Raw genomic sequence first — 23,822 nt, forward strand, 5'->3', positions numbered from 1 at the left:
TGTTCACGCTGGCGTCGTACGCGGCGCCAGCGTCTGACGGAGGATCGATGCAATGAACGGCAAACATTCCCTGCACGAGATTGAAGAAGCCGAAAAAAAGCCGCTGTGGCAGCGGCTCGGCTGGTTGGCCCTGATCTGGATCGGTAGCGTCGGCGCGCTGTTCATTGCGGCCAGCCTGATGCGCCTGTTCATGAACGCGGCCGGCCTGACCACCCACTGAAACATCCCGTCCCGTTGCCTTTGGGCACGGATTTATGACCCTCTGTACCGCGGAGGGTTTTTTTTGCCTGGCGTTTACTTGCGCGCTTTGAGAATCACGAATTTCGGCGTTGCCGCCACTTGCTCGACGCCACGGAACAGCCGCGCCAGTTTGCTGTGATACCCCAGGTGACGGTTGCCGACGATGTACAACGCACCGCCCACCACCAGCGCCTCGCGCGCCTGCTGGAACATGCGCCAGGCGAGGAAATCGCCGACCACTTGTTGTTGATGGAACGGCGGATTGCACAGCACCACGTCCAGCGACTGCGGCTCCTGCCCGGCCAGACCATCACCGGCCCGCACGGTCACTGCGCGCTCGCCCAGGGCGGCGCGCCAGTTTTCAGCGGCCGATTGCACGGCCATGAACGATTCGTCGACCAGCGTGTAATGCGCGTCAGGGTTCTGCAGCGCACTGGCAATGGCCAGCACGCCGTTGCCGCAGCCGAGGTCGGCGACGCGCGCGCTGCCGAGGTTCTTTGGCAGATGCGGGAGAAAGGCGCGGGTGCCGATGTCCAGGCCTTCGCGGCAGAACACGTTAGCGTGGTTGAGCAACTCGATGGCGGGCTCGTCGAGTCGGTAGCGCGAAGGGTAGGGCGAAGTCGCCGGGGCTTTGGCTTCGGGCGTGGCGATCAGCAGGCGAGCCTTTTTCACCGCCAGCGAAGCCTGCACCGGGCCAATGTAGCGTTCCAGCAGATCCCCGGCCGCACGCGGCAGGTGCTTGACCATGGCCGCCGCCACCACTTCGGCGCCGGGCGCCAATTGCCCTTGCAGGCGAATCAGTTGTTCTTCCAGCAAGGCGAGGGTCTTGGGCACGCGGATCAACACCCGGTCAAACGGCCCGATCAATGGTTCGCTGGCCGCAATGCCGGGCACCGCATCGAACGCAAGGCCGTTGCGCACCAGGTTTTTTTCCAGGCCCTGAAAGGCCAGAAACGAGTCGCCACTGCTGCTGACCTGAACCTTGCCCGCCAGACTTGCAGCCAGCGCTCCAAAGCTGTCGTTGAGCACCAGAACCCGAGTGTCTGCAGCCGGTTGCTGCGCGGCCAGGTGGTTGAGCAGGTATTCGTCAGCCGCATCGAAGGCTTGCAGCGGTTCGTTCTGCTGTTCGGGTTGGCGGATCAGATCGAGTTGGGCGAAGGGGGTTTCGAGCAAGGGCATGGTGCGGAAACTCTGGTTAATCAACGGGTGGCCCGCAGCCCAGGGTCTCGCGGCGGACCGTCCGAGTGGACTTCGGCGCTTAACTCACGCCATCACTCAGGAAGGTCACAAATGGTACGTTCTTTTTCGCTCAAATACTCGCAGGTTTTAGGCGGTGGGGGCGTCGAGCAAACCACAACGAGTGGCGGCGGTGACGGCGGAAATCTTGTTGCAGACGTCCAGTTTGACGATCACGTTTTGCACGTGATAATTCACGGTCCGCTCGCTCAGACAAAGAATCCGGGCAATCTCGTAGGCCGTTTTGCCCACAGCGGAGAGCTGCAGCACTTCCAGTTCCCGCGGCGAAAGGTGCGGGGGCTGGGGCTTTTTGAGCGGTTTGGGCAGGGTTCTGGCAAATAGCTCACTCATATGGCTGGCCGCATAGAAGATATAGCCAAAATGCTCGTACAGCTCGAGCGCCTCCAGCGCCGCATTTTTCCTGACAAGACTGAGCGTGGTACACAAGCCGCTGGCTTGGTTGTGGAACGACTGGGACCAACCGTGGCGCAAACCGTGTTGCTGTTGTGCTCCCCATAACTGTGGCGTCTGCGCAAACACTTCTTCGGTCCAGACAATGGGCAGTACGCAGAGATTGCAGTGGGCTATTACCGGATCGATCTTGCTGTAGCTTTCTTTTTCATAGAGTTGATTCCACTCTTTAGGGTAGTTATTGATTTGCAAGGCTTTAAAGTCGGCATTCCGTTCAGTTGATGTCAATGTGATAGCGCAAAAATTGAAACCAATGTTTTGAGCAAATCGCAGCAGAATCGGATAAGCCGTCTCTATTTCTCTTGCGAAAGACAGTTGCTTTAATTGAGACGCCTTCCACCTTTCCATGAAAACTCTCCGTTACGCGTTACTGGGGTGCCGGTTTGGATCCAACGAATCCTGCACGGAAACGAGTGTAGGACATGTCCTACACGAAGAGTCGAATTTTTCGCTCTTTGGATAGAAGTATTCATGGCGATAAAGTTATTAAGCCGGAATAGAGCGGTATATTTAAGTTGTCATTCAATGTGTGAGCGGTTGTTTTAAATAGGTAAATATTTCAATGGGTGACGCCGCCAAATGAGATGACATTACAAAAACAGTGGTGTTTGTCGTGGCGGATTCAGCGAAACTGTCAGAGTCCCTTCAGTGGAGTCGCCCATGACTGCCAGCGCAGAGAAATTCACCGCCCAGACCTTGCTCGACGTGCAACCCCTGACGCCCAGCCTGTTCACGCTGCGAACCACGCGCGATGCAGGTTTCAGGTTCCGTGCAGGGCAGTTCGCCCGCCTTGGGGTGGAAAAGGCTGATGGCAGCAGGGTGTGGCGCGCTTATTCGATGGTGTCCTCGCCGTTCGACGAATTTCTCGAGTTCTTTTCCATCGTGGTGCCGGGGGGCGAATTCACCAGTGAGCTAAGCCGATTGCGGCCTGGCGATACATTGCTGGTAGAACGCCAGGCTTTTGGCTACCTGACGCTGGATCGTTTCGTCGACGGTCGGGATCTGTGGCTGTTGTCCACGGGAACGGGGGTGGCGCCGTTTCTGTCGATCCTGCAGGACTTCGAGGTGTGGGAGCGGTTCGAGCGGATCATCCTGGTGTACAGCGTGCGCGAGGCGCGAGAGCTGGCCTACCTGGATCTGATCGAGCAACTGGCCCAGCGTGATTACCTGGCCGAGCATGCGCACAAGTTGCGATTCATCCCCACGGTCACCCGCGAGGTCCATCCCGGTGCTCTGAACGGCCGTATCACCACACTGATTGAAAGCGGTGAGCTGGAACGCGAGGCCGGGCTGGAGCTGACAGCGGAACATTCGCGTGTGATGTTGTGCGGCAATCCGCAGATGATCGACGACACCCGGGCACTGCTGAAAAAACGCCACATGAACCTGAGCCTGACGCGGCGTCCCGGGCAGGTGGCGGTGGAAAACTACTGGTAAAAAAAACGGCGCCCTCAGGCGCCGTTTTCAATCATGCTAGCGTCAAGGCCGGTCGTTCTGGGCTTTGAGCAGATCGCGGATCTCGCCGAGCAATTCTTCTTCCTTGGTCGGAACCGGTGGCAGGGAAGGTGCCACGGCTTCTTCGCGCTTGAGGCGGTTGATGGCTTTGACACCCATGAAAATCGCGAAGGCGACGATCATGAAGTCGAGGATGCTCTGGATGAATTTGCCGTAAGCCAGGACCACTGCCGGGGCCGTGCCCTCGGCGGCTTTGAGCGTAATGGCCAAATCACTGAAGTCCACCCCACCGATCAACAGGCCGATTGGCGGCATGATCACGTCACCGACAAACGACGAAACGATCTTGCCGAAGGCGGCACCGATGATGATACCGACGGCCATGTCGACCACATTGCCTTTGACCGCGAAGGCCTTGAACTCACTTAGCACGCCCATAGGTTATTTCCTTGTTACAGATGAGGTTGGTGTACGCAGTGTAAATCAGCAAAACGCGTCCTGCGCGAAACACCTTCTTACAATGCCCGATTTTATCGACACATGAATCGACGATTAGTTTGCAAAGTGCCACTAATCGCGCGCGAAATACGCTGTAACTCGCTGATCGGGAAGCGAAAATTTTCAATCATCGAGTTACGAACTTTCTATTTATGTTCGCGGACATAGCCCTCTAGCCTCTGGTTGGCGCACCTGGATGCGCCCAAAAAACCAGAGGAACCTGATATGAATTCCACGTTTGGATTGGGGGCTTTTCCCCATCGCCGTACGCTCGGCGTACTGACCGCCAGCCTGTTGACCTTCTCCGTGCACGCCGCGCCCCTGACCCGGGACAACGGTGCCGCGGTGGGCGACAACCAGAACTCGCAAACCGCCGGCGCCACTGGCCCGGTGCTGCTGCAGGACGTGCAGTTGATTCAGAAACTGCAGCGTTTCGACCGTGAGCGCATTCCCGAGCGCGTCGTGCATGCACGCGGCACAGGTGCCCACGGCACATTCACGGTGACCAACGACCTCAGCGACCTGAGCAAGGCCAAGGTGTTTGCCGCCGGCCAAGTGACACCGGTGTTCGTGCGGTTCTCCGCCGTGGTGCACGGCAACCACTCCCCGGAAACCCTGCGCGATCCACGGGGCTTTGCCACCAAGTTCTACACCGCCGATGGCAATTGGGATCTGGTGGGCAACAATTTCCCGACGTTCTTCATTCGCGATGCGATCAAATTCCCGGACATGGTGCACGCCTTCAAGCCTGATCCGCGAACCAATCTGGACGATGACTCGCGTCGTTTCGACTTCTTCTCGCATGTACCAGAAGCGACCCGCACCCTCACCGAGCTGTATTCCAATTCCGGAACGCCGGTCAGTTATCGGGAAATGGATGGTAACGGTGTACACGCCTACAAGTTGGTCAATGCCAAGGGTGAAGTTCACTACGTGAAGTTTCACTGGAAGAGCCTGCAGGGAATAAAAAACCTGACCCCGGGGGAAGTGGAAAAAGTTCAGGGCAAAGATTACAGTCATATGACAAATGATCTGGTCGCCAATATTAATAAAGGCAACTTCCCGAAGTGGGACTTGTACATCCAAGTGCTAAATCCGCAAGATTTGTCCAAGTTTGATTTTGATCCATTGGATGCCACCAAGATCTGGCCAAATGTTCCAGAGCGAAAAGTTGGACAAATGGTGTTGAACCGTAATCCGGCGAATGTATTCCAGGAAACCGAACAAGTTGCCATGGCACCGGCCAATGTTGTTCCGGGTATCGAACCTTCCGAAGATCGTCTGTTACAAGGACGAGTGTTCTCTTATGCCGATACGCAGATGTATCGCCTGGGTGCCAATGCTCTGCAGTTGCCGATCAATGCGCCCAAAGTTGCCGTCAACAATGGCAATCAGGACGGTGCGATGAACTTCGGCGCCACCCAGTCTGGCGTCAACTACCAGCCGAGCCGTCTGCAACCGCGCGAAGAGCCACAAAGCGCGCGCTACAGCCAGTTGGCGCTGTCGGGCAGCACCCAGCAGGCGAAGATCCAGCGTGAGCAGAACTTCAAGCAGGCCGGCGATCTGTACCGCTCGTTCAGCCAGCAGGAGCGTCAGGACTTGATCAACAGTTTCGGCGGTTCGTTGGCGACCACCGATGACGAGAGCAAGCACATCATCCTGTCCTTCCTTTATAAGGCCGACCCGGAATACGGGACCGGTGTGACCAAAGTGGCCAAAGGCGATCTGAGCCGGGTCAAGGCACTGGCAGCGAAACTGGTCGACTGATCTCGACGCCATGCAACGCGGGGCCTGGTTCAGGCCCCGTTCTGCCAGGAGAGTGTTTATGCGTGTTTGTCTTTTACTGTTGCTGGGTTGCCTGTGCTGGACAGCGCAGGCCGGGCAAAGCCCTGAGGCGATCAAGGCGCAGTTGCAGGATTATTACTTCGATGCCGCCCGGCGCGGTGATGTGCCGATGCTCGACACCTTTATCGAGTCCGGTTACTCCCTCGATACCCGCGACAGCAAGGGTTACACCGCGCTGATTCTGGCGGCGTATCACGGCCAGGGCGCGGCGGTTGAGCGCTTGCTGGCGGCGGGCGCGGATGCCTGCGCGCAGGATCAACGCGGCAACACGGCGTTGATGGGCGCGATTTTCAAAGGTGAGATGCAGATTGCCCGGCGGTTGATGGCGACTGATTGCAGCCCCGATCAGCGCAACGGCGCGGGGCAAACTGCCGCGATGTATGCCGGACTGTTCAAGCGTGTCGAACTGCTCGATGCGCTCAAGGCCAAGGGCGCCGACCTCAATGCCGAGGATCCGCTGGGCAACAGTGCCGCACGTCTGGCCAACGGCGAAATCCACACCGCCACGCCGCGCTGAACGGTGGCTGCGTTATCATCGCGGTTTTTCCCGGGGGATCCAGATGGCCAAGGCCAAGCGCATGTACGGCTGCACCGAGTGCGGCGCAACCTTTCCCAAGTGGGCGGGCCAGTGCGGCGAATGCGGCGCCTGGAACACCCTGACCGAAACCATGATCGAAAGCGGCGGTGCCACGGCGCCCACCGGGCGTACCGGCTGGGCCGGGCAGCAAGCGCAGATCAAGACCCTGGCCGAAGTCAGCATCGAAGAGATCCCGCGCTTCTCCACCGCGTCCGGTGAGCTGGATCGGGTGCTCGGTGGTGGGCTGGTCGACGGTTCGGTGGTGCTGATCGGCGGTGACCCGGGTATCGGCAAGTCGACGATCCTGCTGCAGACCCTGTGCAACCTCGCCAAGAGCATGCCGGCGCTGTACGTGACCGGCGAAGAATCTCAGCAGCAAGTCGCCATGCGCGCCCGCCGGCTGGGGCTGCCACAGGATCAACTGCGGGTGATGACCGAAACCTGCATCGAAACCATCATCGCCACCGCCCGCCAGGAAAAACCCAAGGTGATGGTGATCGACTCGATCCAGACCATCTTCACCGAACAATTGCAGTCAGCCCCCGGTGGCGTGTCGCAAGTGCGCGAGAGTGCGGCGCTGCTGGTGCGCTATGCCAAGCAGAGCGGTACGGCGATTTTCCTCGTCGGCCACGTCACCAAGGAGGGCGCGCTCGCCGGCCCGCGCGTTCTGGAACACATGGTCGATACCGTGCTGTATTTCGAAGGCGAGTCCGATGGCCGTCTGCGGTTGTTGCGTGCAGTGAAAAACCGTTTCGGCGCGGTCAACGAACTCGGTGTGTTCGGCATGACCGACAAGGGCTTGAAAGAAGTCTCCAACCCTTCGGCGATTTTTCTGACTCGCGCTCAGGAAGAAGTCCCGGGCAGTGTGGTTATGGCGACGTGGGAAGGCACCCGGCCGATGCTGGTGGAAGTGCAGGCGTTGGTCGATGACAGCCATCTGGCCAACCCGCGTCGCGTAACACTGGGTCTGGATCAGAACCGCTTGGCAATGTTGCTGGCGGTCCTGCATCGCCACGGCGGCATTCCGACTCACGATCAGGATGTGTTCCTCAACGTGGTCGGTGGGGTCAAGGTGCTGGAAACCGCGTCCGACCTGGCGTTGATGGCGGCGGTGATGTCGAGCCTGCGCAACCGGCCGTTGCCGCATGACCTGTTGGTGTTCGGCGAAGTCGGGCTGTCGGGTGAAGTGCGTCCGGTGCCGAGCGGGCAGGAGCGCTTGAAGGAAGCGGCCAAGCATGGTTTCAAACGCGCGATCGTGCCCAAGGGCAATGCACCGAAAGAGGCGCCGGCGGGGTTGCAGATCATCGCTGTGACCCGGCTGGAACAGGCCCTCGATGCATTGTTTGAGTGAACTCATAACCTGTGGGAGCGAGCCTGCTCGCGAAGGGGGCGTGTCAGTCGGCATCATTGCTCAATGACACAGCGTCTTCGCGAGCAGGCTCGCTCCCACAGGGGATTTGTATTGATGGCTAGATGTCGATCAGGGCGGCCAACTCGCGCTCAAGTTCGGCCTCATCCGCCAGATTGAGTTCGATCAACCGCCGCAAGCGCTGGATCGACTCCAGGCCGATATGCCGGCAGACAAACCCCAGTTGCCCGTGATCTTCATGGGCCAGATGCACGTCCATCTGGATATTCACGTCATCGCTCAGATGAATGTCGACGAAAAAATCCTGCTCCTTATCCCCAAGCCACGGCTCCGGCCGCTCGATCAGCAGCCCCTTGAGCGACAGATCGATCAGCTTTACCGGCCAGATGAATTGGCCCTGACTCAGCTCGGTTCTGGCATCGAACGCAATACGTTTGAAGCGACGGCGATTGGCTGGGTGTTCGCTCATGGCGCAATCCTCGGAAGAGTTCGCTGACTATAGACCCGACCACTGGGGGGCTGCCAATCAACAAGGCGTCTAGACCAACGTCGGGGTATGGCCTTTGGCGCCGTAAGCGCTAAACTCGGGGTGGCTGTCCTTCTTGTCCACCCTGGCTGGAATAATAAAATGAAAAATAATAATAGCCTGCTACGCCATCTACCCTGGCTAGTGCTGGCAATCGTAGGAGCGTGCGCCCTGGGCGTAGTGGCATTGCGCCGAGGAGAGGCGATCAACGCCTTGTGGATCGTGGTCGCGGCAGTGGCCATCTATCTGGTCGCGTACCGTTACTACAGCCTGTTCATCGCAAACAATGTGATGCAACTCGATCCGCGTCGGGCCACCCCCGCCGTGCTCAACAACGACGGTCTGGACTACGTTCCAACCAACAAACACATTCTTTTCGGTCACCACTTTGCGGCGATTGCCGGCGCAGGCCCGCTGGTCGGCCCGGTGCTGGCGGCGCAGATGGGTTATCTGCCCGGCACGCTGTGGCTGATTGCCGGGGTGGTGCTGGCGGGGGCGGTGCAGGACTTCATGGTTCTGTTCATGTCGACCCGGCGCAACGGCCGTTCCCTGGGCGACATGGTGCGTGAAGAAATGGGCCGCGTGCCTGGCACCATTGCCTTGTTCGGCTGCTTCCTGATCATGATCATCATCCTCGCGGTGCTGGCGCTGATCGTGGTCAAGGCGCTGGCGGAGAGCCCGTGGGGCATCTTCACCGTGATGGCGACCATCCCGATCGCGATGTTCATGGGCATCTACATGCGCTACATCCGTCCGGGCCGCATTGGCGAGATCTCGGTCATCGGCGTGTTGCTGCTGCTCGCTTCGATCTGGCTGGGCGGGCAGATTGCCGCTGATCCGGTGTGGGCCAAGGCCTTCAGCTTTACCGGCATTCAAATCACCTGGATGCTGATTGGTTACGGTTTTGTCGCGGCAGTGTTGCCGGTGTGGCTGATTCTGGCGCCACGCGACTACCTCTCGACGTTCCTCAAGATCGGCACCATCATCGCCCTGGCGATCGGCATTCTGGTGACCATGCCCGAGCTGAAAATGCCGGCGCTGACCCAGTTCGTCGACGGCACCGGTCCGGTGTGGAAGGGTGGTCTGTTCCCGTTCCTGTTCATCACCATCGCTTGCGGTGCGGTGTCCGGGTTCCACGCGCTGATCTCTTCGGGCACCACGCCGAAGCTGTTGGATAACGAAACCAACGCCCGCTACATCGGTTACGGCGGCATGCTGATGGAATCGTTTGTCGCGATCATGGCCATGGTTGCCGCTTCGGTGATCGAGCCAGGTGTGTACTTCGCCATGAACAGCCCGGCGGCCGTGGTCGGCGGTGATGTGGCTTCGGTTGCGCAAATGGTCAGCAGCTGGGGCTTTGCGATCACGCCGGAAGCGCTGCAAGCCGTGGCGCACGACATCGGCGAAACCACCATCCTGGCCCGTGCCGGCGGTGCACCGACCCTGGCGGTCGGTATTGCGCAGATCCTGCACAGTGTCCTGCCGGGTGAAAACACCATGGCGTTCTGGTACCACTTCGCGATCCTGTTCGAAGCGCTGTTCATCCTGACCGCGGTCGACGCCGGCACCCGTGCCGGGCGCTTCATGCTGCAGGACCTGCTCGGCTCCTTCGTTCCGGCGCTGAAACGTACCGAATCGTGGACCGCCAACCTGATCGCCACCGCCGGTTGTGTGGCGATGTGGGGCTGGTTGCTGTACCAAGGCGTGATCGATCCACTGGGCGGCATCAACACCCTGTGGCCGCTGTTCGGTATCTCCAACCAGATGCTGGCCGGTATCGCGCTGATGCTCGGCACCGTGGTTCTGATCAAGATGAAGCGTCAACGCTACATCTGGGTCACTCTGCTGCCAGCGGCCTGGCTGCTGATCTGCACCACGACGGCCGGCTTCATCAAACTGTTCGATGCCAATCCGGCGATCGGCTTCCTCTCGCTGGCCAAGAAATACAGCGATGCGCTGGCCAATGGTCAGGTGCTGGCACCGGCAAAAAGCGTCGAGCAGATGCAGCACGTGATCTTCAACGCTTACACCAACGCAACGCTCACCGCGCTGTTCCTGTTCGTGGTCTTCAGCATCCTGTTCTATGCGCTCAAGGTCGGCATCGCCGCCTGGGGCAAGAAAGAGCGTACGGATAAAGAATCGCCATTCCAGGCCCTGCCGGACGCGTAACCAGAGGATTGCACCATGTTCAATGACCTGAGTCGCCTCGGTAAATACCTCGGTCAGGCCGCGCGCCTGATGGTCGGCATGCCCGACTACGACACCTACGTCGAGCATATGCAAACCAAGCACCCGGACAAACCGGTGATGAGCTACGAGATGTTCTTTCGCGAACGTCAGGAAGCGCGTTACGGTGGCAAGGGTGGGCCGAAGTGCTGTTGAGCTGACAGCCAGAGGTTGATGCAATCCCCCTGTGGGAGCGAGCCTGCTCGCGAAAGCGGTGTGTCATCGAGCAATGATGTCGACTGACACTACCTCTTCGCGAGCAGGCTCGCTCCCACATTTGTTTTGTGTCGTTCATTCATTTTGTGAAGGGGATCAGTTTTGTCTTCTCCCATACCCGTAACGGTACTCAGCGGTTTCCTCGGCGCCGGCAAGACCACCTTGCTGCGCCATTTGCTCAAAGCCGAGCACGGCCTGAAAATCGCCGTGATCGAAAACGAATTCAGCGACGCCGGCATCGACACCCAACTGTTGGGCGATGAGCCGGTACAAGTCATGACCCTGGCCAACGGCTGCGTGTGCTGCACCATTCACACCGACCTGACCAAGGCCCTGTACCTGCTGCTCGAACGTCTGGACAGCGGCGCGATCGCCTTCGACCGACTGGTGATCGAGTGCACCGGCCTGGCCGACCCGGCCCCGGTGGCGCAGACCTTTTTCATCGATGAAGAACTGCGCGAGCGCTATCTGCTCGACGGCATCATCACCCTGGTGGATGCCGCTCACGCCGACCTGCACCTGACCCAGACCATCGCCCAGGCGCAGATCGGTTTCGCCGACCGCTTGCTGGTGAGCAAGACCGATCTGGTGGACGAGGCGACGTTTACCGCGCTGAGCGAACGCCTGACACGGATCAACCGGCGTGCGCCGATCCGCGTGGTCGAGCATGGCAACATCGATCTGGCCGAACTGCTCGACGTACGCGGCTTCAATCTCAATGCCGACCTTGGCGGCGGGGTGAGCCTGCGCCCGGTGAGCAAGGCGCCCTCGATCGACCGAATATCCAGCCTGGTGCTGCGCACCGACCGGCCGCTGGATATCGATCAGCTCAGCGAATTCATGAATGAGCTGCTGGAAGAGCACGGCAAGCAATTGCTGCGCTACAAAGGCGTGTTGAACATCGCTGGCGAAGATCGGCGTCTGGTGTTTCAGGGCGTATTGAAACTCTACGGTTTCGACTGGGACACCGAGTGGGCCGAGGGTGAGGCGCGGGAAAGTGTGATTGTGTTTATTGCTGATGATTTGCCGGAAGAGAAGATCCGGGCGGGGTTTGCGCGTGTAGCGGCGGGCTGATGGTTTTGCAGCCTCAATGGTGACGCCATCGCGAGCAGGCTCACTCCTACAGGGGAATGCATTTCAAATGTAGGAGTTAGCCTGCTCGCGATAGCCATTTAACCGACAGCACAATGCCCAAAGTCTGAACCCAGCAACGTCTGCTCAAGATGGTCCAGATGCCGATTCATCAGTAACCCGGCCTTGGCAGCATCGCCGCACTCCACCGCCATCACCAACGCCACATGCTCCTGCCAGACACAACAGCTGTGCGTGTTGCGCGAGCTTCGCGCAATCGCCAGTGACGTCAACGGCACCAGGCTGCCGAGAAAATGCGCCAACGGTGCATTCCCCGCCATTTGTGCCAACTGCAGGTGAAACTCCCCTGACAACCGAATCGCCGTGCCACGTTGACCCTGCTCCACGGCCTGACGCTCACGTTCGATCAAGGCGCGCAGACGCTTCAGCCCTTCAACCGACGGCCGCTGACAAGCCAGCCGCACCAGCGTGCTTTCGGCAAGTCGGCGTGCGTGCAACGTCTGCCTGGTGTGCTCCGCGTCCAGCTCGGCAACGCGTGGCCGATGATTGGCGCGCAGCACGATGATGTGCTCATGCGCCAACTGCGTAAGCGCTCGCCGCACATCGGCGCGGCTGACGCCGAACATCTGCTTGAGGCTGTCTTCGGTGAAGCGGTTGGCGGGTGCGATACGTTGTTCCAGAATTGCATCGAACAGCCGTGGATACAGATCCTCCACCGGCTCCCGCATGCGGGAGAAGGGCAGGGCAGCCGACATCGGGTGGTTGTGCGACGGCGTGGCAAGACTGTTCATGGCCGGTCTCCAGTGTGAAGGAATTCAGTTGCTCAAGTTGTCTTCCGGAATGTTCAGCTCGATGCCCATGCGCTGGCCTTCGCGCAGAATGTGCCGCCGCATTTCGGCGCTGGCCTGGGCGCTGTTCTTGCTGCGGATCGCGCGCACCACGGCTTCGTTTTCTTCCAGGCGTTCGGCCAGGTGCTCAGGTGAATTACGCAGCACTTCGGCGCTTTGCTTGAGGGCATTGCTGGTCTGCTGCACCACGCTCTGGAAGATCGGGTTCGACGTCAGGGTGAACAGCTCTTCGTGGAACGCGATGTAGGCGCTGACCCCGGCTTCGCTGTCGCCAGCTTCGAGGGCTTCGCGCATGTCCATCAGGGTCAGGCGCAATTGCCCGACCTCCTTGCTGCTGATCGATTGCGCCACCAGGCCAACGATAAACGGCTCCAGGGTGTAGCGCAGTTGCAGCACGTCTTCGAGGCTGGCGCCGGCCACGGCGCTGTCGTGGCTCTGGCTGTCGCTGAGCTGGGCGTCGAGCACGACCACGCCTTTGCCCGGCATCGAGCGCACGAGACCGAGGGTTTCCAGGACAATCACCGCTTCGCGCAGGCTCGGGCGGCTGATGCCCAGTTGTTCGGCCAGTTCGCGCTGGCCCGGCAGCATGTCGCCGGAGCGCCACTGACCGCGGGCGAGGGCGGCGCGCAGTTTTTCTACGACTGAGTTGACGACGGTTGATGTGGTTATCACTTGTCTGGCTCCGTAAGCCCATAGGGGATGCCGCCAACGAGATCAAAAGATCGCAGCCTGCGGCAGCTCCTACAGGGTTGAAAATCAGAACTCTTGCTGGTGCGCCGGAGTTCCGGTTTTACGCGGTTGAAAGGTGTAGCCCTGCTGACCGCTGAGTACTTTGTTTGCCCGTTGCACATCGATGTCCTTTTCCCAGCGGGCGATGGCCACGGTGGCGACGCAGTTGCCGATCAGGTTGGTCAGCGCCCGGCCGATGCCCATGAACCAGTCCACCGCCAACACCAGCACCAGACCCACTACCGGAATCGCTGGAATGGCTGTCAGCGTCGCGGCCAGAATCACCAGTGCCGAGCCGGGAATACCGTGGGCACCCTTGGAGGTGATCAGTGACACCAGCAGAATCGTCAACAGGTCGGTCATCGCCAACGGCGTACCGGTGGCATTGGCGATAAACACAATGGCCAGGGTCAGGTAGATCGAAAAGCCGTCGAGGTTGAACGAGTAGCCGGTGGGAATCACCAGCCCGACCGTCGAGCTGCCGATGCCCAAGTGTTCGAGTTTGCGCATGATCTGCGGCAGCACGGCGTCGGAAGACGCGGTGCCCATGACAATCAGCAACTCTTCACGCAGGTATTTGAGCAGTGGCCACATGCGCAGACCGGAGGCGCGCATCACCAGACCCAGGATCACACTGACGAAGGCCATGCAGGTCAGGTAGAACAAGCCGACCAGACTGCCCAGGTGTTGCAGCGAATCGAGGCCGTACTTGCTGGTGGTGAAAGCGATGGCGCCGAACACGCCGATCGGCGCCAGACGCACGATCATGCCCATGATGCGGAAGATCACGTGGCTCAGCTCGTTGATCAGTCGCGAGATGCCCGAAGCCGCTTCGCCCACCAGATTCAACGCGCTGCCGAACAGCACCGAGAACAGCAGCACCTGCAGGATGTTGTTGTCGGCGAAGGCACCGATCACCGAGGTCGGGATCAAGTCCATCAGGAACTGCGTGGTGGTGTGCATGTGCTGACCGCGCTCGGCGATGTCGCCCATGTCGGCGGCAGATAGCTGTTCCAGATGGATATTCGCGCCGCTGCCAATGCCGGTGCTGAAGGCGAACACCAGACCGATCACCAGCGCGATGGTGGTCAACACTTCGAAGTAGATCACCGACTTGAGGCCAATGCGCCCGACCTTCTTCAGATCGCCCGCGCCGCTGATGCCGCTGACCACCACGCAGAACACGATGAGGCCGATGAGCATCTTGATCAGTTTGATGAAACCGTCGCCGAGCGGTTTGAGCTGGGCCGAGTATTCAGGAAGAGTCAGCCCGCAGACGATGCCGAGCACCAGTCCGAGAACCACTTGAAGGAAGATTGAACGCGAGCACCATCTGAGCATGGGAGGAATCCTGGTCGGTGTCCTGGCTGCCGTGTGCGGGGCACATCAGATTCAGGACTTAATTATTGTGGTCTTACCGGTATGTCCAGTGCAGGCGCAGTCTACGTCCGGATTTTTCTGGAACACAAGGGGGAAACACAAAATTGGCATGACCGGTCTGACCAGTGGTGCAGGCGTCAGGATTTCGCTGAGGGCGACGATGGCTGGCGGAAGCCCGGCCATCATCGACCGGGCGGTGTTGCGCTTACCCTGTGACTCAATAGGGCACGTTACGCTGAAGGATATTCAGCTTGAATTCGATAGGACTTGCACTGCGATACGGATCGGTGCGGACGAAAGTACCGACCACAGGATCGTATTTGTTACGGCTTTTGCCTGCACTCAGCAGATCCCCGCCGCGTGTCTGGATTCTGACGGTGGGTGTGTCGGTATCGATCTGATCCAGGGTGATAATCTTGCCTTTGGAGTTCAGCAAGTTGAACGTGGTCTGGTCACCGTCTTCAGTTGAATAAGCATTCAGGAAGTCCTTTTCCTCTCGGCTGAGCGTTCGGTAGTAATACGCGCCGGGGGTGAAGATATAGATTGTGTAGTAGTCGTCGAGGCAGCGGAAATAGAACGTCAGCGCATTTGGTGCGACATCGGGTTTGAGGAAAAGATAGTCGGAAACATCGATGTGGTGAGAGAAAGAAAAAGTCTCATAGTCGGGTCGTAGAGTCTTGGTTGTTCCGCCATAGGTCAACTTCGGGAAGTGCGGATAACCAAAGCGAGTGCTCATGGTTGCAGTAAAGGATTTTTCCTGATCGGTACTCATAAATATTTATCAAATGTCTGAAGTGAGGTAATTGATAGTCGGGGTGTGCAGGGCGCAAACAGTAAATGTTTACGGTGTAGTGTCAGACTTCGTCGGGATCACTGAGGAATGAAGCATTGCGTTCAATGATTCGTAGAGTGAACGGAATACCGTCGTTATCTGTCCCGGCGAGGTAGCTGTAGGGCGCGCCTCGGCGGCGCACGGCGCCGATGTGATCGGCGTTGCGGGCCTTGAGCCGAACCCGCTGGATGTTCCGGCCCATGTTCTCCAGGGTGATGGTCCGATTGTCCAGAGTCAGCAGATTGAACGAGGTGGTGTCGCCGCTATCCGGCAGGAACGCGCCCAGCACGCCGGCGGCGTCCTTGCTGATGCAGTGGCCGGTGTGAGTGGCGTGGGAGCGGATGTAAAGGTGGTAGTAGTCATCCGTGCAGCGGAAGTAAACAGTCAGTGGCGAAGCATTTCTGACTTCCCCGTGCGGACGGCGACCCAATAGATGCGCATCATCGCGTTCGATGGATGCTCCGGTATAAAAACCACCCGAGAAGGATGCGTCAGTTCGCAATATCGGGGTTTCGTATAACGCCCCAAGAATGTCCAGGTGATCGTGGTCAAGTTCCAGTGTTGCTATGAAGGATTTCTGTCTGTTAGTGGTCATGAGCTCTTCCTTGAGTTTGAGATGTTTCGATGTTTGATGGTTTTCGTATGGTTTGATAAAGCTTTATTAGTTGCTTGTTTGTTTGTCTCGGATAAACCCTAACAGCTAAGTTTTATCGAGGGTGATGTTTTTATCTGTGTTGTTGTTTCAAGTTTTTAAGCGGTGATACTGATAACCCCGAAGTGCGGGATTCAGGGTCACTTTGTTACAGGCGAAAAAAAACCGGCCAATCACTTGGCCGGTTTTTCATGCTGCGGATTTAACGTCGCGATTAAGCGCCGTACACCGGCAGTTTCTTGCAGATGGCTTTGACTTTCTCACGAACGGCGTCGATCACCGCTTCGTTGTTCAGGTCAGCCAGGATGTCGCAGATCCAGCCGGCCAGTTCTTTGCACTCTGCTTCCTTGAAGCCGCGAGTGGTCACAGCCGGGGTGCCGAAGCGCAGGCCGGAGGTGACGAACGGCGAGCGTGGGTCGTTAGGCACGGAGTTCTTGTTCACGGTGATGAACGCTTTGCCCAGAGCGGCGTCGGCGTCTTTACCGGAGATGTCCTGCTTGATCAGCGACAGCAGGAACAGGTGGTTCTTGGTACCGCCGGACACCACGTCGAAACCGCGCTCGATGAACACTTCGGCCATGGCCTGGGCGTTCTTCACCACTTGTTCCTGGTAGGCCTTGAACTCAGGCTGCAGCGCTTCTTTGAAGCAGATCGCTTTAGCGGCGATCACGTGCTCCAGCGGGCCACCCTGGGCGCCCGGGAATACTGCGGAGTTCAGCTTCTTCTCGATCTCGGCGTTGGCGCGCGCCAGGATCAGGCCGCCACGTGGACCGCGCAGGGTCTTGTGCGTGGTGGTGGTCACGACGTCAGCGAAAGGCACCGGGTTCGGGTAGACGCCAGCGGCGACCAGACCGGCTACGTGAGCCATGTCGACGAACAGGTAGGCACCGACTTTGTCAGCAATGGCGCGGAAACGCGGGAAGTCCAGGATCTGCGAGTAGGCAGAGAAACCGGCCACGATCATTTTCGGCTTGTGCTCAACCGCCAGACGCTCGACTTCGTCGTAGTCGATCAGACCGTTGGCGTCGATGCCGTACTGCACGGCGTTGTAAAGCTTGCCGGAGGAGGAAACGCTGGCGCCGTGGGTCAGGTGACCACCGTGGGCCAGGCTCATGCCCAGAATGGTGTCGCCACCTTGCAGCAGGGCCAGGTAAACCGCGGCGTTGGCTTGGGAACCGGCGTGCGGCTGAACGTTGGCGTAATCGGCGCCGAACAGCTCTTTGGCGCGGTCGATGGCCAGTTGTTCAACAACGTCGACGTACTCGCAACCACCGTAGTAGCGCTTGCCCGGGTAGCCTTCGGCGTACTTGTTGGTCAGTACCGAGCCTTGAGCTTCCATCACCGCAGGGCTGGTGTAGTTTTCCGAAGCGATCAGCTCAATGTGCTCTTCCTGGCGCTGAGCTTCTTGCTCCATGGCGGCAAAGAGATCGGCGTCGTACTTGGCAATAGTCAAATCACGGCTGAACATGGCGGTCCTCAAGGATCGGGGGCAGAAAAGGGGGGCATTCTAACCCAATGGGTTTTGGATGGCATATGAAACGACATCATGTCGCAGACAAGTGGCGTTCATCACAGATGTGCGGTGCTTTTACCGGCCCGAAAAGATCGCAGCCTTCGGCAGCTCCTACAGTAATCGGAGCTGATCCCGCATATCGTGACCGACATCAATCCCTGTAGGAGCTGCGGAAGGCTGCGATCTTTTCGGCCACTCAACAGGCTTTCAGTCGAACATGAACAGCGCGTCGTTACTGAACTGCGCCTCAAACCGGCTTGCCGGCATCGGCCGCCCGAACAGATAGCCCTGCACCTCGTCGCAACCATGCTCGCGCAGGAAGTCCAGTTGCTCGTGGGTTTCCACGCCCTCGGCGATCACCGCAAGATTGAGGCTGTGGGCCATGGCGATGATCGCGCGGGCGATCTGCGCGTCTTGCTCGCCGGACGGCAGGCCGTCGACGAAGGTGCGGTCGATCTTCAGCACGTCGATCGGGAACTGCTTGAGGTAGTTGAGCGAGGAGTAACCGGTGCCGAAGTCGTCGACCGCGATGCTCAGGCCGAGGTTTTTCAACCCGGCAAGAATCTGCATCGCCTCGCTGACTTCGCGCATCAGAATACTTTCCGTCAGTTCCAGCTCCAGACACGCCGGCGGCAGACCGGTTTCGCGCAGGATCGTGGCGATCCGCGTGCCGAGCTGGCCGTCGGAGAACTGTCGCGCGGAAATGTTCACCGAGACTTTCGGCACGCGCACCCGGCTCTGGTGCCAGGTCTTGAGCTGACGGCAGGCCTCGCTGATCACCCAGTCGCCAACGTCCACCACCAGCCCGAGTTCTTCCAGTACCGGAATGAAATCCCCCGGCGGCACCAGCCCCCGGCGCGGATGGCGCCAGCGCAGCAACGCTTCGGCGCCGGTCAGGCGTTTGCCGTCGCCGCTGAATTGCGGTTGGTAATACAGGACGAATTCGTTCTGCTCCAGCGCGTGGCGCAGGTCGCTTTCCAGCTCCAGACGCTCCAGCGCACTGGCGTTCATGTCGGCCTGATAGAACTGGAAGTTGTTCTTGCCGCGCTCCTTGGCGTGGTACATCGCGGTGTCGGCGTTCTTCATCAACTGGCTGAGCTCGTTGCCGTCCTGCGGGCTCAGGGCGATGCCGATACTGGCGGTGACGAAGAATTCGCGGCCTTCCAGCACGAACGGTCGCACCAGGCTGGCAAGGATCTGCTCGGCCACGTGAATCGCCCGGTTCAGCGCCATCTCCCGGCTGGAACGGTGTTGCAGGAGCAAGGTGAATTCATCGCCGCCCATGCGCGCCACGGTGTCGTCATCGTCGACACAGGCCAGCAGACGCGTGGCCATGTCTTTCAACATGCGGTCGCCGGCGGCGTGGCCGAGGGAGTCGTTGATCGGTTTGAAGCGGTCGAGGTCAAGGAACATCAGCACCACCCACGACTTCTGCCGCTCGGCCGATTGCAGCGCGGTGTGCAGGCGATCCTGGAACAGCGTGCGGTTCGGCAGGTGGGTCAGGGCGTCGTAGTAAGCGAGGCGATGGATGCGCTGCTCGCTGGCCTTGCGCTCGCTGATGTCGCTGAAGAAGCACACGTAACTGGCGAGGTCGCCTTCATCGTCGAGCACCGCGGTGATGCCGACCCACGCCGGGTAATGCTCGCCATTGCGCCGCTTGAGCCAGACTTCGCCTTCCCAGGTGCTGTGCTGATGCAGTTGCTTGAGCACATAGCGCAAGTGCGCGTCCTGTTGCTCGTCGACAGTGAGCATGTTCGGCAATTGGTCGAGAACTTCGGACACGGCGTAACCGCTGACCCGGCTGAACGCTTCGTTGGCCTGGACGATGTAACCGGCCGGGTCGGTGATCAGGATCGCCGAGGTCGAGTGCTCGAATACCGTGGCCGCCATGCGCAGGTCTTTCTCGGCGCGGCGCTGCTGGCTGATGTCGCGGCCGACGCCGAGCACGCCTTCGAACGCACCGTGTTCATCCCACACCAGCACCAGACGCAGCTCGATCGGGATCTTGCGGCCATCGGCGCGCAGGCAGTCGAACAGGAACATCTGGGTCTGCACCTGGCTGCGCAACAGCGCCAGTTGCTCGGGTTTGTCCAGCGATTTGCTGACCCGGTCCATCAGGGTGTAGATGCCGCTCAGTTGCTGCGGGTTGGCGATGGTCGATTGCCAGCCGTTCTGGAAAATCCACTCGGCGTCGTAGCCCAGCACGGCTTGCACCGACGGGCTGACGTAGTTCAGCGACAGCTTGCTGTCGGTGGAGAAAATCACGTCGCTGATGCTTTCGGCGAGCATCCGGTAGCGCTGTTCGCTGTCACGCAGCGATTCGCTGGCTTCGATCTGTTCGGTGATGTCCTTGGCGACGCCGATGATCCGCGTGACCTGATCGTGCTTGTCGCGAGCCAAGGCCTGCTCACGGATGTCGAAGCGCCGCCACTTGCCGTCGCGATGGCGGAAGCGCAACTGACATTGCAGCAACTGGCTGTAGCCGGCGTGCCGCTGCATCTGCCGCGAACGGTGGTAATAGTCGGCGTCTTCCGGGTGCAGGAGGATTTCCCAGAAATACTCGCCCATCTGGTGCAGCTCGGAGCGGTTGTAACCGAGGGTCTGGCCGAGGTGGTGATTGCTGAAAATCATCCGCTGGCTGATCACGTCCTGCACGTACAGATGATCCGGCACGGTACGCACCACATCCGACCAGAAGCCTTCGCGCTCCAGCAGCGACAGTTCGATCAGCTTGCGGCTGGTGATGTCGTTGATGCTCAGGATCACCGCTTTGTAGTCGTGCTGTTCCTGAGGCAGGCGCAGCACCATCCACAGGTGCTGGTCGCGACCGTTGATGTCCGGCAGTCTGATTTCCAGTTCCAGCTGATTCTGTTGCTGCAGGACGGCGTCGAGCACCTGGTTGCCGATGGCGCACTGGGTGTGTGGCTGACCGTCGATCAGCAGTTGCCAGGCGTGCTCGCAGGAATTGACGTTGAGCAGTTGCAGCGCCACCTGATTGACCTCGGTGACGCGCAGCTCCTGCAGCAGTTGCTGGCGCTGGGCCGGTTGGTCGAGCCAGGCCTTGAGCTGGTCGCTGGTCTGGATCTGCGCTTTGTCGAAGACCTGCTTGAGGCCGGACAGGTCGAGCACGCACAACGCCACGCCGGTGCCTTCGAAGATGTCCTGATAACGTCGACGGCCTTCATGCAGCTGGCGCTGGCGCCGGCGCATGTTGAGCAGGGCAATCACCGGCAACATCGAGAACGCCAGGCCCAACAGGCATTTGCCAATGAACGCCGGCAGCAGTTCTTCGAGCACGCGCTGGCGATCGAACAGTCCGCGCAACTGCCAGTCGCTGCTGCTCAGTGGCACGGTCAGCACGGTGTTGGCCATGTCGTCCGGGCTCAGCACGCCAGGCCGGGCCGAAGGCTGTGCTTCGTCGCGGCTGATGATCTGATGGTTGAGGCGGTTTTCCACCAGCCACAACGGACGGATGCCGGTTTCGCCCTGTTTGGTCAGCGAGTCGAAGAACGTCGGGGTCAGGCGCAACGCCCAGTAGCCGCGCGTGCTGCCGCTGGCCTGATGCAACAACAGATGCACCACCGAGCCGTCGTCGGCGTTGCTGAAGTAATGCGCCTGGGCGCGGCTGCGGCGCACCAGTTCGCTGAGGTAATCGGCGTCGTGGCTGTCGCCGGCACTGTCGCTGATGATTTTGCCGGAAGGGCTGAGCAGGGCCAGGCTGCGCAGGTCCGGCAGCGATTGCTGGAGTTTGCGCAGCAGCGCCTGCTGTTCGTCGGAGGACTGCGGCTGTTCGACGATCGGTAGCAGGTTGAGGGCGATTTGTGCGTTCAGCGACATGTTCAGGCTGACCTGCGAGGCGAGGTCGGCGGTGTAGTCGATGGTGTACTGGCGCTGGTTTTTCTGGGTTTCACGCAGTTGGTCGAGCAGTTGCCAGAACAGCAGCGCCAGCAGCAAAAGCACGAGTGTCGCCAGCGCGCCCTTTAATGTTCCGCGCAGGGGCGAACCGGTCCCCGGATTGGACGCGCTCACAGAAGCTGGCGGGGTAACGTTGGACAAGCTGTAATCCTGCGGTTTGGCTGGACTGGCGCGACGTGCACTATAAGCCGGACGCCCGAAGGGCGGCTAGCATGCCTTGAGTTGTGGCGAAGTGCCAGCCCCACTCGGCTGGACTGCCTTCCGTCATTAAGGTAGCTTTGCCGGTTACGCGGGAGCGTTCCAGCTCCTAGACTCAGGTTTTTTTAGCGCGCACGCCTTGATGGCCAACAAGTGATCAAGTGAACGACGCGCATCGGCCTGGCCGGGCATCGCCTGCGCTCCAATCATTCATCTGTCACTGACCCAAGGTTCTCCATGGCTCAATACGTCTTCACCATGCATCGGCTGGGCAAAGTTGTTCCGCCGAAGCGGGAAATCCTGAAAAACATTTCTCTGTCGTTCTTCCCCGGCGCCAAGATCGGCGTACTCGGCCTCAACGGTTCGGGTAAGTCCACGCTGCTGAAAATCATGGCCGGCGTCGACACCGAGTTCGAGGGCGAAGCCCGTCCGATGCCGGACCTGAATATCGGTTATCTGCCGCAAGAGCCACAACTTGATCCGACCAAGACCGTGCGTGAAGTGGTCGAGGAAGCGGTCAGCGTGATCAAGGATGCGCAAGCGCGTCTGGACGAAGTCTACGCCGCCTACGCCGACCCGGATGCCGACTTCGACAAGCTGGCGGCCGAACAGGCCAAGCTCGAAGCGATCCTGCAGGCCAGCGATGGTCACAACCTTGAGCGCCAACTGGAAGTCGCGGCCGACGCCCTGCGTCTGCCGGCCTGGGACGCCAAGGTCGAACATCTGTCCGGTGGTGAAAAACGTCGTGTCGCCCTGTGCCGTCTGCTGCTGTCCGCCCCGGACATGCTGCTGCTCGACGAACCGACCAACCACTTGGACGCTGACTCCGTGGCGTGGCTGGAGCACTTCCTGCACGACTTCCCGGGCACCGTGGTCGCGATCACGCACGACCGTTACTTCCTCGACAACGTCGCGGGCTGGATTCTGGAACTCGACCGCGGCGCGGGCATTCCTTACGAGGGCAACTACTCCGGTTGGCTGGAAGCCAAGTCCGATCGTCTGGCGGCCGAATCCAAACAGCAGTCGGCTCACGAAAAAGCCATGAAGGAAGAACTGGAGTGGGTGCGCAAAGGCGCCAAGGCCCGCCAGTCGAAATCCAAGGCTCGTCTGCAACGCTTCGAAGAAATGCAGTCGCAGGAATTCCAGAAGCGCAGCGAAACCAACGAGATCTACATCCCGGCCGGTCCGCGTCTGGGCGACAAGGTCATCGAATTCAAGAACGTCACCAAGGGCTACGGCGATCGCGTGTTGATCGACAACCTGTCGTTCTCCATGCCGAAGGGCGCCATCGTCGGCGTGATCGGCGGTAACGGTGCCGGTAAGTCGACCCTGTTCCGTATGCTGATGGGCAAGGAAACGCCGGATTCGGGCACCATCGAAGTCGGCGAAACCGTGCAACTGGCCTGCGTTGACCAGAGCCGCGAAGACCTCGACGGCAGCAAGACCGTGTTCCAGCAGATCTCCGACGGTTCCGACCAGATCCGCATCGGCAACTACGAGATCCCGTCGCGCACTTACGTCGGTCGCTTCAACTTCAAGGGCGGCGACCAGCAGAAGTTCGTCAAGGACCTGTCCGGTGGTGAGCGCGGTCGTCTGCACCTGGCGTTGACCCTGAAGGAGGGCGGTAACGTCCTGCTGCTCGACGAACCGTCCAACGACCTCGACGTTGAAACCCTGCGTTCCCTGGAAGAAGCCCTGCTGGACTTCCCGGGCGCCGCCATTGTGATCTCTCACGATCGCTGGTTCCTGGACCGCGTCGCGACCCACATCCTGGCGTACGAAGACGACTCGCAAGCGGTGTTCTTCGAAGGTAACTACACCGAGTACGAAGCCGACCGCAAAAAGCGCCTCGGCGAAGCGGCTGCCCAGCCACACCGGGTACGCCACAAGAAACTGGCCTGATTCGGGCTGGTGGCATGAAAAAGCGGAGCCTTCGGGCTCCGTTTTTTTTTGCCTTTTTTCTTCAGTGAGATCGAGTCGCAGCATTCGCGAGCAGGCTCGCTC

The 23,822-nt window shown here is 59.7% G+C and carries 20 protein-coding genes; 9 read left to right on the plus strand and 11 right to left on the minus strand.

The genetic code is table 11. The annotated features are described in order from the left end of the window. Nucleotides 1-52 precede the first annotated feature (52 nt). The gene (locus tag HBN98_RS26460) at nucleotides 53-220 is read left to right on the plus strand and encodes a DUF2474 domain-containing protein (RefSeq protein ID WP_007963754.1); all 168 of its coding nucleotides are present in this window, start codon (nucleotides 53-55) and stop codon (nucleotides 218-220) included. Nucleotides 221-294: 74 nt separating this feature from the next. On the opposite strand, the gene HBN98_RS26465 is transcribed toward HBN98_RS26460, so the two are convergent. Both HBN98_RS26465 and HBN98_RS26470 read right to left on the minus strand, forming a co-directional pair. Then, a complete protein-coding gene (locus HBN98_RS26465) occupies nucleotides 295-1,419 on the minus strand; it encodes a methyltransferase (RefSeq protein WP_083367859.1) in 1,125 nt (374 codons plus the stop codon). 147 nt (nucleotides 1,420-1,566) lie between these two features. Further along, nucleotides 1,567-2,295, minus strand: coding sequence for an autoinducer binding domain-containing protein (locus HBN98_RS26470; protein WP_083367860.1), 729 nt, complete (start codon nucleotides 2,293-2,295; stop codon nucleotides 1,567-1,569). 312 nt (nucleotides 2,296-2,607) lie between these two features. Between HBN98_RS26470 and HBN98_RS26475 the strand changes: the two genes are divergently transcribed. Then, nucleotides 2,608-3,384 carry a ferredoxin--NADP reductase gene (locus tag HBN98_RS26475; RefSeq protein ID WP_083367861.1) on the plus strand — a complete coding sequence of 259 codons (777 nt, stop codon included), beginning with the start codon at nucleotides 2,608-2,610 and terminating at the stop codon, nucleotides 3,382-3,384. A 42-nt stretch (nucleotides 3,385-3,426) separates the two neighbouring features. Here HBN98_RS26475 and mscL read toward each other — a convergent pair whose 3' ends face one another. After that, nucleotides 3,427-3,840 (minus strand): large-conductance mechanosensitive channel protein MscL, encoded by a 414-nt coding sequence (gene mscL / locus HBN98_RS26480; RefSeq protein ID WP_064589280.1) that lies wholly within the window; start codon nucleotides 3,838-3,840, stop codon nucleotides 3,427-3,429. Between the two features lie 285 nt (nucleotides 3,841-4,125). Between mscL and katB the strand changes: the two genes are divergently transcribed. The 3 genes from katB to radA are packed head-to-tail and all read left to right on the plus strand — an operon-like array spanning nucleotide 4,126 to nucleotide 7,673. Next, nucleotides 4,126-5,667, plus strand: coding sequence for a catalase KatB (gene katB, locus HBN98_RS26485; RefSeq protein ID WP_083367862.1), 1,542 nt, complete (start codon nucleotides 4,126-4,128; stop codon nucleotides 5,665-5,667). 58 nt (nucleotides 5,668-5,725) lie between these two features. Further along, nucleotides 5,726-6,262, plus strand: a complete 537-nt coding sequence (locus HBN98_RS26490) for an ankyrin repeat domain-containing protein (protein WP_064589277.1) — start codon at nucleotides 5,726-5,728, stop codon at nucleotides 6,260-6,262. Nucleotides 6,263-6,305: 43 nt separating this feature from the next. After that, on the plus strand, nucleotides 6,306-7,673 hold the full coding sequence (radA, locus tag HBN98_RS26495; RefSeq protein ID WP_003228407.1) for a DNA repair protein RadA: 1,368 nt from the start codon (nucleotides 6,306-6,308) through the stop codon (nucleotides 7,671-7,673). Between the two features lie 118 nt (nucleotides 7,674-7,791). Here radA and HBN98_RS26500 read toward each other — a convergent pair whose 3' ends face one another. Beyond that, entirely contained in the window at nucleotides 7,792-8,160 is a 369-nt protein-coding gene (locus HBN98_RS26500) for a PilZ domain-containing protein (RefSeq protein WP_083367863.1), read from the minus strand. Nucleotides 8,161-8,319: 159 nt separating this feature from the next. On the opposite strand from HBN98_RS26500, the gene HBN98_RS26505 reads away from it, so the two are divergent. The 3 genes from HBN98_RS26505 to yjiA all read left to right on the plus strand — a co-directional run bounded on the left by HBN98_RS26505 (nucleotide 8,320) and on the right by yjiA (nucleotide 11,733). Continuing rightward, nucleotides 8,320-10,386 (plus strand): carbon starvation CstA family protein, encoded by a 2,067-nt coding sequence (locus HBN98_RS26505; protein WP_064589275.1) that lies wholly within the window; start codon nucleotides 8,320-8,322, stop codon nucleotides 10,384-10,386. A gap of 15 nt (nucleotides 10,387-10,401) precedes the next feature. After that, on the plus strand, nucleotides 10,402-10,599 hold the full coding sequence (locus tag HBN98_RS26510; RefSeq protein WP_003228401.1) for a YbdD/YjiX family protein: 198 nt from the start codon (nucleotides 10,402-10,404) through the stop codon (nucleotides 10,597-10,599). Between the two features lie 162 nt (nucleotides 10,600-10,761). Further along, nucleotides 10,762-11,733 carry a GTPase gene (gene yjiA / locus HBN98_RS26515; RefSeq protein WP_083367864.1) on the plus strand — a complete coding sequence of 324 codons (972 nt, stop codon included), beginning with the start codon at nucleotides 10,762-10,764 and terminating at the stop codon, nucleotides 11,731-11,733. Between the two features lie 98 nt (nucleotides 11,734-11,831). Here the strand turns inward: yjiA and HBN98_RS26520 are convergent, their stop codons facing one another. From HBN98_RS26520 to morA, 7 genes are all read right to left on the minus strand, one after another. Further along, nucleotides 11,832-12,542 carry a GntR family transcriptional regulator gene (locus tag HBN98_RS26520; protein ID WP_083367865.1) on the minus strand — a complete coding sequence of 237 codons (711 nt, stop codon included), beginning with the start codon at nucleotides 12,540-12,542 and terminating at the stop codon, nucleotides 11,832-11,834. Between the two features lie 24 nt (nucleotides 12,543-12,566). Further along, nucleotides 12,567-13,271 carry a FadR/GntR family transcriptional regulator gene (locus HBN98_RS26525; protein ID WP_064589272.1) on the minus strand — a complete coding sequence of 235 codons (705 nt, stop codon included), beginning with the start codon at nucleotides 13,269-13,271 and terminating at the stop codon, nucleotides 12,567-12,569. 84 nt (nucleotides 13,272-13,355) lie between these two features. Beyond that, nucleotides 13,356-14,669, minus strand: a complete 1,314-nt coding sequence (locus tag HBN98_RS26530) for a C4-dicarboxylate transporter DctA (protein WP_064589271.1) — start codon at nucleotides 14,667-14,669, stop codon at nucleotides 13,356-13,358. A gap of 256 nt (nucleotides 14,670-14,925) precedes the next feature. After that, a complete protein-coding gene (locus HBN98_RS26535) occupies nucleotides 14,926-15,480 on the minus strand; it encodes a hypothetical protein (RefSeq protein ID WP_156792140.1) in 555 nt (184 codons plus the stop codon). A gap of 82 nt (nucleotides 15,481-15,562) precedes the next feature. Continuing rightward, entirely contained in the window at nucleotides 15,563-16,135 is a 573-nt protein-coding gene (locus HBN98_RS26540) for a hypothetical protein (RefSeq protein WP_083367867.1), read from the minus strand. A gap of 271 nt (nucleotides 16,136-16,406) precedes the next feature. Then, nucleotides 16,407-17,660, minus strand: a complete 1,254-nt coding sequence (glyA, locus tag HBN98_RS26545) for a serine hydroxymethyltransferase (RefSeq protein ID WP_003228394.1) — start codon at nucleotides 17,658-17,660, stop codon at nucleotides 16,407-16,409. A 252-nt stretch (nucleotides 17,661-17,912) separates the two neighbouring features. Next, nucleotides 17,913-21,761 carry a cyclic di-GMP receptor MorA gene (morA, locus tag HBN98_RS26550; RefSeq protein ID WP_083367868.1) on the minus strand — a complete coding sequence of 1,283 codons (3,849 nt, stop codon included), beginning with the start codon at nucleotides 21,759-21,761 and terminating at the stop codon, nucleotides 17,913-17,915. 294 nt (nucleotides 21,762-22,055) lie between these two features. On the opposite strand from morA, the gene ettA reads away from it, so the two are divergent. Next, nucleotides 22,056-23,720 (plus strand): energy-dependent translational throttle protein EttA, encoded by a 1,665-nt coding sequence (ettA, locus tag HBN98_RS26555; protein ID WP_003228391.1) that lies wholly within the window; start codon nucleotides 22,056-22,058, stop codon nucleotides 23,718-23,720. Nucleotides 23,721-23,822 lie beyond the last annotated feature (102 nt).

Origin of the sequence: Pseudomonas koreensis, from assembly GCF_012986595.1 — a bacterium.
In the GTDB taxonomy this organism is placed as follows: domain Bacteria; phylum Pseudomonadota; class Gammaproteobacteria; order Pseudomonadales; family Pseudomonadaceae; genus Aquipseudomonas; species Aquipseudomonas koreensis.

What these genes read in the sequence shown, in the direction of transcription:
- radA (WP_003228407.1), top strand. Translation starts at nt 6,306, where the DNA reads ATGGCCAAGGCCAAGCGCATGTACGGCTGCACCGAGTGCGGCGCAACC.
- HBN98_RS26535 (WP_156792140.1), bottom strand. Translation starts at nt 15,480, where the DNA reads ATGAGTACCGATCAGGAAAAATCCTTTACTGCAACCATGAGCACTCGC.
- HBN98_RS26505 (WP_064589275.1), top strand. Translation starts at nt 8,320, where the DNA reads ATGAAAAATAATAATAGCCTGCTACGCCATCTACCCTGGCTAGTGCTG.
- HBN98_RS26470 (WP_083367860.1), bottom strand. Translation starts at nt 2,295, where the DNA reads ATGGAAAGGTGGAAGGCGTCTCAATTAAAGCAACTGTCTTTCGCAAGA.
- katB (WP_083367862.1), top strand. Translation starts at nt 4,126, where the DNA reads ATGAATTCCACGTTTGGATTGGGGGCTTTTCCCCATCGCCGTACGCTC.
- HBN98_RS26520 (WP_083367865.1), bottom strand. Translation starts at nt 12,542, where the DNA reads ATGAACAGTCTTGCCACGCCGTCGCACAACCACCCGATGTCGGCTGCC.
- glyA (WP_003228394.1), bottom strand. Translation starts at nt 17,660, where the DNA reads ATGTTCAGCCGTGATTTGACTATTGCCAAGTACGACGCCGATCTCTTT.
- ettA (WP_003228391.1), top strand. Translation starts at nt 22,056, where the DNA reads ATGGCTCAATACGTCTTCACCATGCATCGGCTGGGCAAAGTTGTTCCG.
- HBN98_RS26530 (WP_064589271.1), bottom strand. Translation starts at nt 14,669, where the DNA reads ATGCTCAGATGGTGCTCGCGTTCAATCTTCCTTCAAGTGGTTCTCGGA.
- HBN98_RS26475 (WP_083367861.1), top strand. Translation starts at nt 2,608, where the DNA reads ATGACTGCCAGCGCAGAGAAATTCACCGCCCAGACCTTGCTCGACGTG.
- HBN98_RS26465 (WP_083367859.1), bottom strand. Translation starts at nt 1,419, where the DNA reads ATGCCCTTGCTCGAAACCCCCTTCGCCCAACTCGATCTGATCCGCCAA.
- HBN98_RS26490 (WP_064589277.1), top strand. Translation starts at nt 5,726, where the DNA reads ATGCGTGTTTGTCTTTTACTGTTGCTGGGTTGCCTGTGCTGGACAGCG.
- HBN98_RS26500 (WP_083367863.1), bottom strand. Translation starts at nt 8,160, where the DNA reads ATGAGCGAACACCCAGCCAATCGCCGTCGCTTCAAACGTATTGCGTTC.
- mscL (WP_064589280.1), bottom strand. Translation starts at nt 3,840, where the DNA reads ATGGGCGTGCTAAGTGAGTTCAAGGCCTTCGCGGTCAAAGGCAATGTG.
- HBN98_RS26510 (WP_003228401.1), top strand. Translation starts at nt 10,402, where the DNA reads ATGTTCAATGACCTGAGTCGCCTCGGTAAATACCTCGGTCAGGCCGCG.
- HBN98_RS26460 (WP_007963754.1), top strand. Translation starts at nt 53, where the DNA reads ATGAACGGCAAACATTCCCTGCACGAGATTGAAGAAGCCGAAAAAAAG.
- HBN98_RS26540 (WP_083367867.1), bottom strand. Translation starts at nt 16,135, where the DNA reads ATGACCACTAACAGACAGAAATCCTTCATAGCAACACTGGAACTTGAC.